The sequence below is a fragment of the Citrobacter sp. Cpo142 genome (genome assembly GCF_030332425.1).
Classification (GTDB): domain Bacteria; phylum Pseudomonadota; class Gammaproteobacteria; order Enterobacterales; family Enterobacteriaceae; genus Citrobacter; species Citrobacter portucalensis.
The window spans coordinates 65,127-81,471 of sequence record NZ_JAOWHW010000144.1 but is presented as its reverse complement, the minus strand read 5'-3'; the positions used below and the strand labels follow the sequence as shown (position 1 = coordinate 81,471).

The window sequence follows — 16,345 nt, the reverse complement described above, 5'->3', positions numbered from 1 at the left end:
CCGGATTGACAGATTAATTAATTCAGTCTGACTGCAAAACATCTAACGTTATCTATAGTGCAAGTTTGGTTATCTTCTGTACAAGCATCAGATCCAGTGGCGACCCAACCTTGTGCCGTTAACCCGCTCGAATTCAAGGAAGTCTGGCAAATATCGCCGTAGTTATTCCCTGAATTTACTGACCATGTGTAACGCTGTATTTTTTTTTCCCCAGAATTAGCCCAGGCACCGGATTGACAGAATTATTGCATTTTTCTCTTAAGGCTTTATTTTCTTCACCTTTTTAGGAGTAATGATGTCTTCCGTTGCGCGTATTAGAAAAATGCCCCTCAGTCGTGGCCTCGATAAATATTACGAATCAGTATCTGTTCATAAAAAGGGCCACCTTCAGGAGTTTTACCGAACCAACGTCATTAAGCGCCACCCACTGGCCAGCAGGAATATGGACGAAATCACCACGGTTGATATTGCCGCCTACCGTGATGAAAGACTGACCCAGCGCAACCCCAGGACGGGGAACCCTATCACCGGTAATACAGTAAGACTTGAGCTGGCGCTATTGTCATCACTTTTCGGTATTGCGCGTGTGGAATGGGGAACCTGCCGTAGCAATCCGGTCGAATTAGTGCGTAAACCGAAAGTATCAAAAGGTCGTGATCGCCGCCTGACATCCACTGAAGAGCGCAGACTGTCCCGGTATTTCCGCGAGCGAAACTTAATGCTGTATATAATCTTTCATCTCGCGCTGGAGACAGCCATGCGTCAGGGTGAAATCCTTAACCTGCAATGGGAATATATTGATCTGCAGCACGGTGTGGCGCACCTGCCAGACACCAAGAATGGGTCATCGCGTGACGTTCCCCTCTCACGCAAAGCACGTAATCTGCTTCAGATGTTGCCGGCCCAACTAAAAGGTAAAGTATTTTCCTATACGTCATCCGGTTTCAAAAGCGCCTGGCGGCTCGCCCTCAAGGCCCTCACTATCGAAAATCTGCATTTTCATGATCTTCGGCACGAGGCCATCAGTCGCTTTTTCGAGCTCGGTACACTGAACGTTATGGAGGTCGCTGCAATTTCGGGTCATCGGTCGATGAATATGCTTAAACGCTACACCCATCTGAGAGCTTACCAACTGGTCAGCAAGCTGGACGCGCGACGGCGCCAGACTCAAAAGATTGCCCCCTACTTCGTACCTTATCCCGCACTGGTAGAACAGGATTGCGGAAGTACTGGTGACATAAGAGTGATGCTATGCGACTTCGAAAACTTGATGGTGTCGGCGCCGACCCGCGAACTTGCCCTGACCCGCGCCAGCGAACTGCTACTACGCACTCTGGCACTTGCTGCCCAGCGCGGCGAACGAGTCCCTGCACCAGGGGAACTCCCCATCAAAACAAACGACCACATCATGATTTGTCCGCTTAACCCCGACCAGGCTCTCTCGGCCCGGGCGTAACCTTTATCCTGGAGGGACTGTGTATCTGATTATCCTTTCAGCAGTACCGCTGACATTACTGCTGTATTGCCCGGTAATGACAATCGTTAGTGCCGTGACGCCCTGGACAGGGTTTCGCACGGCCTCGGTTAGTCATCGAAAGAAGCATTACACTACCCTGCACCTTTCGACATTTGACCGGGTTGGTCATCTTAATCTTCATCGTGCAGCGCGCTTTCACCGTAGTTTTCTTGCCACGTTGCAACTGGCGTTACAAAGGGACAGCGCCCCAGTGTACTTCACATCCCATTTGATGCGCCCGGCACACATGAAAAGCATGACCCTCCTGATGGGAAAAATGGACGATACACACCGCTGGCGCTGGATCACAGTATCGATTCCTCCTGCCGTCAGGAACGGGATACGGCTACAAACACTGGTACAGGAATGGCGCTGGATTACCGTACCGGAAACCGGCGTGCTTGTACTCATTCGACCGCGCCGGAGAATGCGTTAAAACGACAATACACAAACGCAATTAAAACGCACACGTAAACGCAGTCGATCTACACGATCGAATTAACTCGTTATACATGCGCGTCACGATTAATTATTCTTTAACTCACTGAACCGCAAGATGTAATTTTACTTAAGGGGGCCACGTGGCAAACAGTCTTACCGCAATTTTCACCTCGCTTCTGGCGCTCCCCGACCTTGATCGGAACAGGATTGCAGAACTGCTTCAGCGCAATGAAAAGAAGCCTATGCAGACCACGTCACTCCGAATGAGACCCGGCACCCGCCAGCTGATTGATGAGTTATCCGGCAAGATTGGGATATCTCAATCGGAGCTACTGAATCTGGTTATAGAAGGTTCTCTGCGCGATATTTTCCTGCCGTTCAGCAATACCGCGCTTAGTATCATCGATCGCTTTGAGGTGCTAATGCAGGCACATGAGCTTGACCCGACTGATATCGCAGAGTTGCTTTCGTCATGGAATGTTCGGGTGAGCGTACTGCAGGACAGGGAACGAACGATGGACTATCTGTCCACTCCGCTCCTGCAGGCGCTCGCTCAGTGGTTTTTCGTTTCACAGGACTGGTTGTTAGGCAGGAATGTTCCAACGGTCGACACCACCCTGGCTCGACATCAATGGCCACAAACAGAAGATGCCTTACGGAAGATGATAATTCCTTCAGATGAGAATAATAATGACAGCGTTATTTTCTGGACGACCGAACATACAGGTGAGGATGAATATCAGGAACAAACCGGCATATTAATTAAGAAGAAAATTTCTTCATCCCTGCTGACATATTTCCCGGTGTTATCCATTATTCCGCTCGTTCTGAATAAAGAGCAAAAATACTGGAAAGAACGCCTCCTCAGAGAACATGCCGCAACAGGCACTCTGCGCACCGTAACGGTCAGCAAGGGACTATCCACAGCGCTTGAACAGGGAATAACACTACCCGCACTTATATTCAGACAGCTTTAAACCACGCAGAAATATTGAATTAAAAAAGAAAAAGAAATTTTTGATGCTGCCGCATCAAGACCTTCTTTTGCCCAAAATCCAGACTTGACTACAGGAAATTTAATGATGAAAAAGACTTACATTGCAAAAACACTGATTTCTTCCGCCGTCATGATGGCTTTTCATGCAGGTGCAGCAACCTCCTACATGGAAGCCCGCAGCGATGCCATGGGGGGGACCGGCGTGGCCTCTGCACACTACGGCACTGCTGCCTTATCCAACCCGGCACTCCTGACAAAGTTTGGCGCGAATGATGACTTCAGTCTGGTGCTGCCGTCCGTGGGTGTCCAGGTGGCAGACCCCGATAAGGCCATAGATACTGCCGATGACGTGAAAGATCTGTGGAACAAATTTGACAATGCTGTCGACAGCCAAAGCGGTGTTAGCGAAAGCGCTGCCGCGTTACGAAATAAGCTGGAAGATTTGAAAGATGTGAAGGCAAACGGGCAGGTCGGGGCATCTGTTATTGCCACCACCCCAAATAAAGTACTCCCATTTGCTGTTGTCGTGAAATCCTGGGGCACCGTTTCCGTAAATGGCACGGTCAGCGACCACGATCTGCAATATCTCGACAAAATCGCCAGCGGGGCCATACCGGCGGATGCGGTAGACAAAGATGCACTAACGTCCCGAGCCTATGGTCGGGCGGCCGTCATCACCGACGTAGGTGTGGCTATGGCGCATGAATTTGAAACGGCAGGACACAGCTGGTCACTGGGCATTACACCCAAGTATCAGCGAATCGATCTTTTCAATTACAGCGCAACGGTAAACGACTTCGACAAAAATGACGTGAACTCAGACGATTACCACAACACCAAAACCGGATTTAACGCCGACATCGGTCTGGCCACAAACCTCGGAGATAACTGGATGCTGGGTCTGGCGGTACAGAACATCATTGCCCGCAGTGTTGACACTAAAGAAGTGAACGGCGAGAAAGAAACGTTCAAAGTGAAACCTCAAGCCACTGCCGGCGTCGCATGGAGCAACAACGTCCTGACTACCGCACTCGATGTGGATCTGACCGAAGCCAGCCGTTTTGAGCGAGATGACAAACGCCAGTTCGCCAGTGTAGGGGCTGAGTTGAACGCCTGGAGCTGGATGCAGGTTCGTGCTGGTTATCGCCAGAACATGGTCTCCAGCGAGGGTAACGCCTTCACCGCGGGTCTGGGCTTCTCACCGTTTGATGTAGTACACCTGGACCTTACCGGTATAGCCGGAACTGATCGTACCTACGGCGCGGTTGCGCAGTTGCAGTTCACGTTCTGATAATCATAGGGAAGCCCGCAATGGGCTTCCTCTGCCGTTTACTTCCGATCAATATCTCTACCGTCTGCAAAACTCCGTCTCCTTGAATCTTCTGGCTTTAACCTCAGTCGCCCTCCCGGCAAGGTAACTACTATGAACTACTTAATTCTTCCCGGCGTGCTGGCTATCTCTCTTCTTGCCGGCTGCCAGCCCTGGATTCCGCCATCGACGCCTCCAGCTTCTGTTTCTCCTGACCGCTACGGCGCAGCATCATCCGTCGCCGTTGCCCGTCACACGCAATATCAGATGTGGAATAACGGTCTTTGGTCCGGTTCGAAAATTGCACCATCGCCCATGGAAATCATACGTACCAACAGTGCTGACGTTTCCTTCGACTGGGAAGGTGATGCTGTGGAGTTGCTGGCTGAACTGGCGCGTGCACGCGGCCTGCAGTTCAACTACAGCGGCGTGCGTCTGCCCTTACCCGTAACGCTACACGTTCGGGGTATGACGTTCAGCAACGTGCTGCGTGTGATTGAAGCGCAGACAGCATGGCGAGCTACCCTGAATCAGTATCCGGGACTGCTGCAGCTCAATTTCATGCAACCGGAGACAAGTAAGAAATGAAATATTTTCTCTTATTACTTTTCCCTGCGCTACTCCTGACCGGTTGTGCCGCCGAGCATCCTGCGCCAACAACTGATGCGAGTGTGCCTCCACCGGATATGCAGGCCTGGCTCAATCCGGAGCGACAAAGACCAGACAGTATTTCCGAAACTCGCTGGCAGATGCTTACTGATGCCGGCAGAACACTGGGATTTCGGGGGGGTAAATCTCAGCGTGCATGGGAGTTGACCCAGGCGCTAAATGCCCGCGAGTCCACCCTCAATGCCCTTTACGATTTCCGGCCGCTTATCAGCCCTGAGGGCTGGCTGCCGCCGGTTATCGATGAAGCGCAGGACGTTGCACACATCACTCCTAATCAAATCCGCACCGCCTCAAAGGTTTGGACCATTATCCGACCGGAGAGATTTGTCAGTAACCCGCCCAGTTGGCGCAGTTGGTTACTTCGCGGGCTGGCCACCACGGCAACCCCGGGCACAGAAGGACTGGTCGTGCCGGAAGACAGCTCTCAGAGAAAGGTATGGGAAGACGCGCTGAAAAAAGGCTGGCAGGAAGGTCGCGCAAATGCTGACCTGACCCTTGAAGCCAGTATGAATCAGCTCACCCGTGATTATCGGGGCATGATGCTTTACTCCCTGCTCTGGCGTCGGGGCATGATTTCCCGACCGGAAGTTACCGAACAACAACAGACTGTGACCGGCAGTGGGCAGAAACTCGTTACTGGCGATCGCGTACGCCGACTCAAATCACATGCGTCGTTTGAACTCCAGAAGTCCCGCTGGCGCCCGTCTGTTACCATTCAGTAAGGAGTTTTCTCGTGAACACATCTCTTATCCCAGATAAGTTCGGGATTTTTCCATTCAGTGGAGCCTTCACCGCCGACGAGTTCAGGGCATTTTTTGCCTGGTGCTCAGCACAGGCCGTTAGTGACGTGGACCTGGTCGGTGGCTCTCCAGTTTCTGTTAGTCGTTATGGTCGGCGTGAGAGAGTCTCCGACACCGTACTGCCGAATACCATGCTCGGCAATATGCTTGATGACCTGCTGGGACCAGAAGTGCGCCCTAGAGTGCAGGGAGGTAAACCGTCGGACAGAGCCATCCAGATCGACGGTGATATGCACGGGCGTCATGGCCTGAAGCGGGGTGAACGCGTGCGACTGCGCGCACACATTATTCAGGGAACCTCTGCCCGGGAAGAAAAGGCATTATCCGTCACTCTGCGCGTTATCCCACATATCATCCCCGACTTTCTGAAGATGGGTATAGAGCCTGAACTGGCAGCCTCCATGTTGCCAAAAACAGGGCTGGGTCTCATCTGCGGCGAAACAGGTTCCGGAAAATCAACGCTTCAGGCGGCGTTGTATCGACACTGTCAGAACACTCAACCTGACCGCAAGATAGTGACCTACGAAGATCCGGTTGAGTACATTCTTGGCCGTCCCGATGACCTTCTGCCACCGCATCAGGCTCAGGTAGGCCGTGACGTGGCGAGTTTTGCAGATGGGCTTCGCTCCGCCATGCGCCGTAACCCGGAGGTCATCGGTATCGGGGAGATCCGCGATACTGAAACAGCAGAAGCCGCTGTTCAGGCCGGGGAAAGCGGGCACATGACTATCGGGACTCTGCACTCTAAGTCGCCAGGTGAAACCCTGAACCGATTACTTGGTTTGTTCCCGCCTCAAATTCGAGATGCGCGTGCGTGGGAGCTACTTGGTATGTTGCGTTTCATCGCAGTCCAGGTACTTGTCAAAACGACTGACGGCAAACGTCGTGCCCTTCGGGAATACATCGTATTCGACGATGACTTACGCGATGCGCTTCAGAATATCCCTTCAGAAAAGTGGCCGGCGTACATCGACACCATTCTGAGGATGGAAAAACGGCGTATTGTCGATCAGGTGCGGGAAGGTTTCGTAACAGGTGACATAGACAGAGATGAAGCAGCGCTCTATCTGTCAGGTAAGGAACTCACGCAATGAAACGAGAAGGATTCTGGCGTTATGCCACTCCGCCGGTCAGCTTTTTTGGTATTCCGCTGCCGTTCCTGCTGCTGTATCTGATCTGGTTTCGCTGGCCATCCATGAACACGCTGTATATCTGTTCCGCCATTCTGGGATTCTTTGTTGCACTGAATTTCTTTGGCTGGAGTGTACGTGCCATCTGCCTGCGCGTGATTAGTACCTTCAGGGGAAAGATTGCCTCCGGTCGCCCCTGGTGGTACCGACACTTCATCGAAACGCCGCGAGACTGGACCGGTCTCTGAGCCCAGTCTGACACGCCAGTTCTCCACAGCGCTTACGCGCTTCCCCCTCTATATCTTCCAGGATTGTGACCATGCAAAAAAGTCACCGTATATGGCTTGCCGTACCTCACGAAGAGAAGGACGACGCCATCAATGCCCATCCACGTTTGGATAATGGCCAGAAAGCACTTGAATGGGACAATGAACACCGGCTCTGGTATGCCCGACCAGGTGCCGACCTGAACAAGTTCGAACGATGGATGCCCCGACCACACGAACTGTCGATGAATGCAGAAGACCCGGTAACAGAGTTTGCACAAAAACTCGAAGAAGCAGGGCTGATGGTTAAAGGGCTGCCCGTAATGGATGGCAGTCTTCAGCGTGTACCGACGAAACAGGACAGGAAGGGTTCCAAAAGCGGAGCTTACAAAGCATACCTGGACGGGCGCCCTGCCGGATGGTATCGCGATTATCGCAGCGCCGACGCTAAACCAACGCAGTGGGTGTTTTCAGGTGGTGGCGAGATGGACCCGCTTGCGCGCCTACATCTCCGGGCTCATGCCCAGCAAACCCGTGAAGACAATGCACGTGCTCTTGAGCTGCAGTATAACCGTCAGGCGGAATATGCCGCCCGATACGTTGACCGGTACCCGCAGGCTACAACAAGCACCTATCTGACCCGCAAGGGAGTAGAGGCCGCTCCGGGTATAAGAATCAACGAAAAACAAGAGCTTGTTATCCCCTTCAGCAACGCGCATGGCGACATTCGTTCTTACCAGCGTATTCCACTTACCGGTGGGAAAGACGCCCGGATCCTTAAAGACAGTGAGAAAACAGGTAACTGGTTTGCTCTCGGGACCCCGCAGAATGGCAAGCCGCTGTTGTTTGCTGAAGGATATGCCACAGCAGCCTCCATACATGAGGCATCAGGCCTGCCGGTACTGATGACTATTGATGCGGGAAACATGATTGCCGTTGGTCAGAACGCCCGTGCCGTCTGGCCAGACAGTCAATTTATCTTCTGCGCTGACAACGACCATCAATTAAAAAACCCGCAGACTGGTGAGCCAGAGAATAAGGGCATCCTAAGTGCCACCAAGGCCGCCGAACTGACGAACGGAGAGGTAATAGCACCAGCATTTACACCGACGGAGCTTGAACAAAACCTTACTGACTTCAACGATTTAATCCTCAGCAGAGGAAAAGACCTCGCCAGGCATCTCATCAATGTTCAGCTTCACGCTATGGGGATAGAAACCCCATTCAACACAAACTCACAAACCCGTAACGCCTTTGTAGAGGGCGGTCTCGTCTTCACCCCTGTTCAGGAAACTGCTATGGATAATCATGAATCTCCGGATATCGCACATATATCCGATAATGACATCGCCCGTGAACATACCGTCAGTGAGTTGGCCGAGGCCACTGCAGCAGAAAAACCAGCGACGGGGGCACCAGTGCAGCCTCCGGAAAACCAGGCGTCACATAAAGCCGGGCGTGAAACGATAACTTTGTTTCATGGTTCACCTGCAGCCTTCAGTGCCATTGATTCTGAAAAAATAGGATTAGGTCAAAACCTCGTGGGGAGAGGTTTTTATACTGATACGTCTGTTTTAGGCGTGCACTATGTAATGGAGGAAATAAATCATAAGGACTATCACGTATATGAATTAGAGATCCCTTCTGAGTCTGTTATTTTAGACCGTTGGGATAATTCCACATTAACAGAAGAACTGCGGGCACGAATCAGAGAAGCTGGAAATTCGGGGCATCAGCAACTCAATGAAAACGAGAGCATTTCTCGCTCCGAGCTTGGAAATAAACTCGCTGACAGCAAGGCGATAGATGACACCTTTCTTAACTTCGCCAGCAGCCCTCAGGGGATGAGCATTCTGAAAGAAGCAGGCGTTGATGCATTAAAAGACAATAGTTATGTCGCTATTATCAATACGGATTTAATTGATAATATTCGTTTGCGCTCTGCAGGTGGAAATATAAAAGCAGAAATGACGAAATATATAGATAAGGCATTAAGTAACGTTGCTCAGGATGCATCAAGATTGTCAAATATATTGCAAAAGGAACAGAATCTTTCAATACATTATGAAGCCATCCGTTCTGAACTAATAAATCTTACAGTGGCTCAAAACCGGCCCGAAGAAGCTGAAAGATTGACAGCTCTACTTACACATACATTCGTTGAAACTATTGATAGTCCCCCTGATAGAAAAACAAATATTACCCCCTTAAACCGACTATATGCGGAGGCAATAAGAAGCCTTGACCTGAATCACGATGATAGCGCTGCGCAACTGGGTCGCATTATTGATAGTGCTGTTGTAAACATAAACCCTGACCAGAAATTCGTTGCTGAACCCAATAAACCAGAGCCGGCAATTCCTGCTAACGAACAGAATCCCGCGCCGACTGAGCCGGAACAACCTCAACCTGCAGATGTACGCGATGAGCCATCCCCCATGCCCCCAATAGAATCTGACGTTTTAATTCCTGATACGCAGAGCAACCCGGATGGGACGCTCGTGACATCTCCCGATGATATCGGTCAGAGTAGCCAGAGCGTCGCCGAAGCAGGATCGTATGCACCGTTACCTGACCTGGATGATTATGCAGACATACGCGCGCAAATGGACGACCCACAGTTTGGTGAATGGATGCACAGTCAGTCTGACGACTTACCCCATAAGCCTGCTCAGGAACAATTTACAGCCCACGAACTGCAGGAAACGGATGAACAGGCTGTAAAACCTGAGGCTGCATTGCATGATAAAAACGCTGAGCCCACGGCGCCGGTCTCGTCTGAATTACCAATCCCTCCACAGTCCCCCGGAGCACCATTAACCGGGAAAAAACAGGAACAGGCACAGACAGCCAACGCAGATGCAGACATGCCAGAGCTGAATCCAAACTGGACGAAAACTGCAGAGAATGAGGTGAATGAAGCGGATGGGCTTGTCTATGGACCGCGAAGACCGGAACCGCTGCAGCGGGAAGATCTGGATAAAATCATCAAAGCCTTGTCAACAGAAGAGCAGCGCGACAACACGGTGCTCTACCGCCTCGACGGGGAAGATGCCTTTCGCGATCTCGGCAACCGCCTCGAAATGTGTAACGGTGCAAGTCAGGACAAACGAAGGGTACTCGCCGCGCTGGCGGTTGCATCACGCTTTTACGGCGGCGTGGTGGAGCTAACCGGCAGTATGGAGTTTAAAGAGCAGGCTATGCGGCTCATTATCGAAAATGACCTCGATATCCGCATGAAGTTGCCTGCACAGCGCGCTCAACTTGAGGCACTTCGGCAACAGATGGGGACGACCAGTGATTCAATCACAACGCATATACCTACGCCAGACCTGAATCGGCAGACACCATCACCTGATGCCGCACCACCACAGTCATCGGCAACAGCCGCACCTGAAGCTGTTTCCTCTAACGCGCCAGGTACACCAACACCCCCTGCATCACCGAACCCGGTATCACAGGCACAAGAACCCGGCGCGCCTCAGCCGGCGTTTTCATCCTCTACTGAGGCTGTCGCGTCAAAGGCTGCCGACAGTATCCGGGTCCCGGAAATGCCCGCTGAACCAGCGCCCTCCGCACTGAAGCCAGGACAAAGCATCACGGCGGTATTGAAAAACTTTGGCGAGGCGACCTACGAAAATAAAGAGAAAAAGGGTGGGAGCTTCTTTATCGAGCTACAGAACCGTGGAGGGAGTCATACCTACTGGGGGCAGGATTTAAGAGAACTTATCGAAAACCACAAAACCGGTGATGTGGTTACACTGACGCTTAACTCCCGTGACAGCTGGCATGTACCAGGAGAGGAAAATGGACGCGTAAAAAATAACTGGTCATTGACATCCGCCTCGACGGGCCTTGCCGTGGCGCACGATCGGCCAGAGCAGGGGCAACCCCTGCAAGTTTTTCCGGTCGATACGTTTGGCCGTCTCACTCAGCAAATCCGTCAGGCCTGGCCCGAGTACACCACAGACCTGAAGTTGCCACCTCGCCTGGAAGAACGGCAGTTTTATCTGGGTGAAGACAGGCACCCGGTGAAGTCACCGGTAGCTGCAGCAAGCATTTTGCCACCATCCACAGACGCCCCAGACAGGTTGATACCCGTTATGGCCTCCATGGACACACAGTCAAACCAGTTAGACCTGCTGCTTGTACAGTCAGCGGGGGAACACCTGCAGGGTATGGTGCGACTGGATGGCACACTGTATCCGGCACTGGCCACACCAACTACCGACAATAGTCAGTTGGTTATCAATGCCATCACCGACGACGGCCCCCGCTTTGCGGGTTACGGGCAGGCGGTGAATTTCGAACCCGACGGCACCACCCGTGCCGCACCTCAGCTGATGAAGTTCCACCTGAAAGGTCGGGAAGAGGATACACCGCTTCCTGCCCGACTCTACACACCGGAAAAACAGGCAGACACCCTGTTCCAGCGTCTGGGTTTTGAACAGACCTGGAAACAATGGGATGACGCACGAAAGCCGGAGGGCAGACAGGAAAAGGCGCTTCATCAGGAACACTCCCACAGCCCCGGCCGCTAAGCCGATAAGGAGAGAGAATGCGATATCACATGCTTAAAGCCGGACTCCTGTCCGGCTTCTTGCTTTTTTCTACCACCGCTGCGGCGGCGACCTGCCGAGCAGGAAGTGCCGCTGAAGCGGGTAGTCAGGCTGGTTATGAGCGAGCCAGGGCGGCCGCAACAGCCTGGGAACAACGCGAAAGCAATGTCTCATCCTCCCTGCAGTCCTGTCTGTCCCGTATCAAGAGCGTCAAAGTGAGCCTGCCGCAATTCCCCGGGCTCGATGACATCATTTCTCAACTGGAAAATAAGGTCTGCGAAGCTGCCCTTGATAAGGTCAACGAACAGATTCCAGACAACATCGATCCCTGGAAAAACTTCAACTCCTGAAACCTATGACAAAACTGACTCAACCGGCCCCCCCTGCAAAGGGGCGGGCCTCCTCCCCTGCGGAGGATCCACTGAACGATGCTGTGAAAATGATGATCACGGCAGAAAAACGCCAGAAAATGGCACCAGAGCTGATGAAAAGTAATCTCCGGCTGGGGACTGGTCTACTTATCAGCATAATCCTCAACGCCGGTTTAACCTGGGCTCTGATACAACAGCCACGAGATTACTTTGCCACCGACAGCGGACGCCTGATTCGCCTGGCTCCCACATCCGAACCAGCATGGAGCCAGGACGATGCAATCGCCTTTGGCAGCAAGGCTCTGATGCGGGCCTTTAACCTGGACTTCGTTCACTATCGTGAGCAGGTATCTTCTACGGCCTCGCTGTTCTCTGAAGAAGGGCACGCCAGTTACATCCAGGCACTCACTAACTCCAATATCTATGATGCCCTGAAGCGTGAACGTATGAACCTTACCGGCTCCGTTGGGGCTGGTGTCGTCATCCGGCGTGGACGCCTGTCTGATGGAACCTGGTTCTGGACTATGCAATATCCGGTACGTCTGCGTCTGGTTGGTCAGACAACCAGCAAGCCCGAACAACCTTTTGTTTTCGAAATCACCATCCAGCGCGTAGATCCACGACAGAAACCTGTCGGGATGGAAATCCGCCAGATGATCTCACGCAACGCCCCCCGCAACCTCTGAGGCTCCCGCCATGAAACTTCGTTATCTCATGACCACGCTACTGCTGTGTGGTCCGGCTCTCGCAGTCGCTGCTGACAATACTGGCTGGCAGAACGCCAGGACACCTGGCGCAACAAGTGCAGCTCCAGCCCAGCAAGGTGCTGAACCACATACAACGGACGTACCCGCAACCCGGATTAGTGGGGAGTTACCGGCACCAGGACAAAGCTCACCGCTGGTAGACGAAGCGGCAAGCATGGACTCGCCTCTGTCAGCGGATGAGATACGCGAACTGCGTCTGCGACTGACAGACAACGAGCGGTCGGTAAATGCTCCAATGATAAGCGTGGTTCCGCGCATCAGTTCGTTAACCCTTAATCTTTCACCAGGAGCCAGTATCCCGTTGGTACGTACGGCCATGAACAACCAGAGCGTCGTTACCCTGACAGACATCAGTGGTGCGCCGTGGCCACAGTCGGATCCGCCAATTAATGCCAGTCCGAAAAATTTTGATGTGAAGTTCAATGCTGGTAGCAACATGCTAACTATCACCCCACTGCGTCCGTGGGCGGCAGGAAACATATCCGTCTATCTTAAAGGACTCGATGTACCGGTCATGATTAACGTGACAAGTGGTGAGACAGACACCCGTACAGCCAGCCAGGAGATCGACAGCCGACTGGATTTACGCGTCCCACGCCTGGGTCCCGGCACCATGGCCCCAGGCGCGCCAGTCGATAAAATCGCACTCCATAGTGCCACTTTGCAGGCCTTTCTGGATGGCACTCCACCAGAAGATGCACACCGCCTCAAATTCCAGGGCAACGTTCCTGACACTGTTATATGGCAAAGCGGTGATGATCTGATGGTCCGTTCCCGGGCAATGCTTCGCGATGAGTTTGAACAGACACTCTCTTCAGCGGACGGCACACATCTCTGGAAACTCCCCCTCACCCCGTTACTGACCTTCTCAGTGAACGGGAAATCCGTTCACGTCACGCCGGAGCTTCAGTAATGAGCGCAGAACAGGATGCCGGAAATAACGGCAAAAAACTTATTTCAATAATCGGATTTGGAGCCCTGGTTTTACTGACTGCCGGTTACTGGTTAGTGTCATGGCTGGCACATGACCCTTCAGGAAAGGATTCTGCCGTCAATCTTAACGGCACTGCCTCAAGTGCCGTAACCACCACAACAGAAAGCCCGCGATACCGTGAGCTACTGAAAGCCTCAAACGACTTAGGTGCGCAAGAAGCCGCACGAACTGATTCATCTTTTATCGCCAGCCTCCCGGTAGGCCTTGAAGTCACGGAACCCCCGCCTGATAAGCCGCCGGTAACAAAGCCGGCATCACAAGACTCGCCATCTCCACAGTCGGGAAAATCGTCACGACGCACGGAAAACACGGCCGGAGAAGAGCAGGCAAACGAGAAGCGCCAGGCTCAACTCCAGAAACTGCTCACGAGAATCAGTGCCGCGCAGGCGGGCGGTGACGCACCGGTTCTGGCCACTGCACTGGCCAGCGTTACGCGGACTTCACCAGAGTCTGGTGCTGGCCGCCAGGCAGAATCCACAGCTAAAACAGAAAGCGCACAGGTCTTCATCCCTGCACTCACTCGTGCGTCCGGTTATATGGAGACTGCCGTGGATTCGGATAACCCCAACTCAGAGGTGGTTGCGGTCATACCTGCAGGGCCGCTGGCTGGCGCCAGACTCCATAGCCCTTCAGTAAAACTTGCCGGAAATGGACTCGATATCAAATTCACCAGTATGAGCTGGAAAGGAATGGAACTGAACGTAAAAGCAAGCGCACAGAGCGAGAAAAACCTGATGTCTTCAATAGCTTCCGATGTCAACCATCGATGGGGGACACACATCGTTCTACCAGCTGTATTAGGTGGTCTTGGAGATCTGGGGGGGCTGTACAAGGATGCTAATACTCAAGTCATGCAGTCCAGCGTCGGAACAGTCACCGGACGCGTAGGGAAACCTGACGGCAGCACAGTAGCTGGCGTAATGGTCGGTGGCACAGCACAGACAGGTGCGGAAGTCATCAAACAGGAGATGGCCCGCGAGCCGTTCCGCCAGGTAACAGTTAAGCAGAAAGAGGTTATCTCCATTCTCTTCGTTGAATCAGTAACTTCAGACGACATTATCAGTAATAAGAAGGCCGCACTCTCCGCTGCCAGTACATCAGCACCAACACCTGTTGCAGCAGAGCAGCAAACTGAATCCCGCCTGCAGGAAGCTATAGCGCGCCGCCAGGCTGAAATCCGTCGTCAATATGGCGACACCGTACCCGTGAGGAACAATGATGAATCAGCAAATTGACATACCTGAAGAAGATACGCTGGAAAACGAGGATGATTTTGGCGCGCCAGACCCCCGTCAGAAACCACCTTTATGGAAACGGGAGCTGCTGTTTGGCTATTCTCTACCGTGGCTTCTCGGGATAACTCTTCTGGCAGTGGCCAGCCTCTGGTATCTGTTCGGTCCGTCACTGTCATTTACAAATAACACACCGTCTGAAAGCAGCTTCAGTGAGGTTGAAAGTACGCTCGACGGTGCACCGCAAAATGCAGTTGAGACTATCCAGCACACGAGGGCTTCGATCCCCGTAGCGCAGCCAGCGACACAAATTGCACCTCCGATGCTCCAGGGCGATACGGCGAGCATGATGACGGATATTCGTGACGAGCTGAACGACCGTGATCGAAAGATAAATGACTCTATGACGTCACTGAAAGACAGCGTCACCCGTCTGTCTGATGCTATCAAGAGGGATGAGGCATACGCGGTAGAAACGCGTGCCCAGCTTAATGACCTGATACAAAAGCTGGCAGTACTGGAAGCCCGGGCAAGCGTCACTGATACCTCAAAACCCGCTTCCAGGTCCCAAAAACGGCAGGTAGCCAGTGCTATTTCAGGCATGAAAATCATGTCACTGGAGTCGGGAATGGCCTGGATTAAATGGCAGGGCAGTACCTGGTCCGTCCGGGAGGGGGATACGCTGGGTAAAGTCACTATTCGTCAGATTGATCCCGCCACACGCTCTGTGGTGACAACAGGAGGAACCCTGCGCTAATGGCACTGGATGCCATTACGCTAATAGAGAACCTGGCTTCGGGCATCTTCACCGCTGGACTGGATTTACTGTTCAGTTGGTCTGAGATGATTGGTTTTTTTGGCCTCATCGCCCTACTGGTCCGGCAACGTTCCAGTCGTGGTCCCTTATCCCCGGGCAGGTTCGCTATTGGCCTTTTTTCCTGCGCCGCACTGGTATCCCTTCCCTCCATAATTAATGCCAGTGGTGCTCAGCTTGGTTTTGGCGCTACATCCTTTGATGCAATCGCTTATGTGCAGCCCGCCACCTACGGCGTTGCTGCAGGGGCCGCTAACGCCGTGCTTTCCCTGGTTCGGCTCGCAGGTGTGGGATTTGTCTATGCAGCACTAGATATGTTTCGACGTTCAGAACTTGAAGGGCATACCGCGCTCAGTTCAAGCGAAAGCATTCGTGCCGCGACCGTAAAACTGATGGCCGGAACCGCGATGGTCTTTTCACCTCAGCTCATCGATGCCGCGCTCGCCACCTTCGGACTCGCTTTTTAACACCATTCGTTTT

At 52.7% G+C, this 16,345-nt stretch carries 14 protein-coding genes and 1 pseudogene; all 15 read left to right on the top strand.

Annotated elements, in window-relative coordinates; translation table 11 throughout:
- Positions 1 to 292: 292 nt before the first annotated feature.
- The 15 genes and pseudogenes from OGY18_RS24160 to traQ all read left to right on the top strand — a co-directional run bounded on the left by OGY18_RS24160 (position 293) and on the right by traQ (position 16,332).
- Complete coding sequence (locus OGY18_RS24160; protein WP_213135375.1) at positions 293 to 1,456, top strand: site-specific integrase; 1,164 nt, start codon at positions 293 to 295, stop codon at positions 1,454 to 1,456.
- A 19-nt stretch (positions 1,457 to 1,475) separates the two neighbouring features.
- Complete coding sequence (locus OGY18_RS24155) at positions 1,476 to 1,952, top strand: hypothetical protein (protein ID WP_127341066.1); 477 nt, start codon at positions 1,476 to 1,478, stop codon at positions 1,950 to 1,952.
- 145 nt (positions 1,953 to 2,097) lie between these two features.
- Positions 2,098 to 2,934: a hypothetical protein gene (locus OGY18_RS24150; RefSeq protein WP_053389049.1), complete on the top strand. Its 837-nt coding sequence runs from the start codon at positions 2,098 to 2,100 to the stop codon at positions 2,932 to 2,934.
- A gap of 102 nt (positions 2,935 to 3,036) precedes the next feature.
- The gene (locus tag OGY18_RS24145; RefSeq protein WP_053389048.1) at positions 3,037 to 4,245 is read left to right on the top strand and encodes a conjugal transfer protein TraF; all 1,209 of its coding nucleotides are present in this window, start codon (positions 3,037 to 3,039) and stop codon (positions 4,243 to 4,245) included.
- A 132-nt stretch (positions 4,246 to 4,377) separates the two neighbouring features.
- The gene (locus OGY18_RS24140) at positions 4,378 to 4,851 is read left to right on the top strand and encodes a DotD/TraH family lipoprotein (RefSeq protein ID WP_053389047.1); all 474 of its coding nucleotides are present in this window, start codon (positions 4,378 to 4,380) and stop codon (positions 4,849 to 4,851) included.
- Entirely contained in the window at positions 4,848 to 5,654 is an 807-nt protein-coding gene (locus OGY18_RS24135; protein ID WP_053389046.1) for a type IV secretory system conjugative DNA transfer family protein, read from the top strand. Before OGY18_RS24140 ends, OGY18_RS24135 begins: the two co-directional genes overlap by 4 nt.
- Before the next feature lie 11 nt (positions 5,655 to 5,665).
- Positions 5,666 to 6,826: a plasmid transfer ATPase TraJ gene (traJ, locus tag OGY18_RS24130; protein ID WP_053389045.1), complete on the top strand. Its 1,161-nt coding sequence runs from the start codon at positions 5,666 to 5,668 to the stop codon at positions 6,824 to 6,826.
- A complete protein-coding gene (locus OGY18_RS24125; protein ID WP_048227635.1) occupies positions 6,823 to 7,110 on the top strand; it encodes a hypothetical protein in 288 nt (95 codons plus the stop codon). The genes traJ and OGY18_RS24125 overlap by 4 nt, the downstream gene beginning before the upstream one ends.
- Positions 7,111 to 7,181: 71 nt before the next feature.
- Positions 7,182 to 10,397: pseudogene (locus tag OGY18_RS27400) on the top strand (DUF5710 domain-containing protein); the annotation flags it as partial.
- A 1,289-nt stretch (positions 10,398 to 11,686) separates the two neighbouring features.
- Positions 11,687 to 12,037: a hypothetical protein gene (locus tag OGY18_RS24110; RefSeq protein ID WP_053389043.1), complete on the top strand. Its 351-nt coding sequence runs from the start codon at positions 11,687 to 11,689 to the stop codon at positions 12,035 to 12,037.
- Between the two features lie 5 nt (positions 12,038 to 12,042).
- Positions 12,043 to 12,744 (top strand): DotI/IcmL/TraM family protein, encoded by a 702-nt coding sequence (locus tag OGY18_RS24105; protein ID WP_053389042.1) that lies wholly within the window; start codon positions 12,043 to 12,045, stop codon positions 12,742 to 12,744.
- 10 nt (positions 12,745 to 12,754) lie between these two features.
- Complete coding sequence (locus tag OGY18_RS24100) at positions 12,755 to 13,738, top strand: DotH/IcmK family type IV secretion protein (RefSeq protein ID WP_053389041.1); 984 nt, start codon at positions 12,755 to 12,757, stop codon at positions 13,736 to 13,738.
- A complete protein-coding gene (traO, locus tag OGY18_RS24095; RefSeq protein WP_069325141.1) occupies positions 13,738 to 15,054 on the top strand; it encodes a conjugal transfer protein TraO in 1,317 nt (438 codons plus the stop codon). Before OGY18_RS24100 ends, traO begins: the two co-directional genes overlap by 1 nt.
- Positions 15,035 to 15,808: a conjugal transfer protein TraP gene (gene traP, locus OGY18_RS24090; RefSeq protein ID WP_129719564.1), complete on the top strand. Its 774-nt coding sequence runs from the start codon at positions 15,035 to 15,037 to the stop codon at positions 15,806 to 15,808. Before traO ends, traP begins: the two co-directional genes overlap by 20 nt.
- Entirely contained in the window at positions 15,808 to 16,332 is a 525-nt protein-coding gene (gene traQ / locus OGY18_RS24085) for a conjugal transfer protein TraQ (RefSeq protein WP_048227641.1), read from the top strand. Before traP ends, traQ begins: the two co-directional genes overlap by 1 nt.
- Positions 16,333 to 16,345: the final 13 nt, after the last annotated feature.

Bases quoted from the DNA above. Each gene is read 5' to 3' on its own strand.
- OGY18_RS24145 (WP_053389048.1), top strand. From the start codon at position 3,037: ATGATGAAAAAGACTTACATTGCAAAAACACTGATTTCTTCCGCCGTC.
- OGY18_RS24135 (WP_053389046.1), top strand. From the start codon at position 4,848: ATGAAATATTTTCTCTTATTACTTTTCCCTGCGCTACTCCTGACCGGT.
- traQ (WP_048227641.1), top strand. From the start codon at position 15,808: ATGGCACTGGATGCCATTACGCTAATAGAGAACCTGGCTTCGGGCATC.
- OGY18_RS24140 (WP_053389047.1), top strand. From the start codon at position 4,378: ATGAACTACTTAATTCTTCCCGGCGTGCTGGCTATCTCTCTTCTTGCC.
- OGY18_RS24100 (WP_053389041.1), top strand. From the start codon at position 12,755: ATGAAACTTCGTTATCTCATGACCACGCTACTGCTGTGTGGTCCGGCT.
- OGY18_RS24160 (WP_213135375.1), top strand. From the start codon at position 293: ATGATGTCTTCCGTTGCGCGTATTAGAAAAATGCCCCTCAGTCGTGGC.
- traP (WP_129719564.1), top strand. From the start codon at position 15,035: ATGATGAATCAGCAAATTGACATACCTGAAGAAGATACGCTGGAAAAC.
- traO (WP_069325141.1), top strand. From the start codon at position 13,738: ATGAGCGCAGAACAGGATGCCGGAAATAACGGCAAAAAACTTATTTCA.
- OGY18_RS24125 (WP_048227635.1), top strand. From the start codon at position 6,823: ATGAAACGAGAAGGATTCTGGCGTTATGCCACTCCGCCGGTCAGCTTT.
- OGY18_RS24105 (WP_053389042.1), top strand. From the start codon at position 12,043: ATGACAAAACTGACTCAACCGGCCCCCCCTGCAAAGGGGCGGGCCTCC.
- OGY18_RS24110 (WP_053389043.1), top strand. From the start codon at position 11,687: ATGCGATATCACATGCTTAAAGCCGGACTCCTGTCCGGCTTCTTGCTT.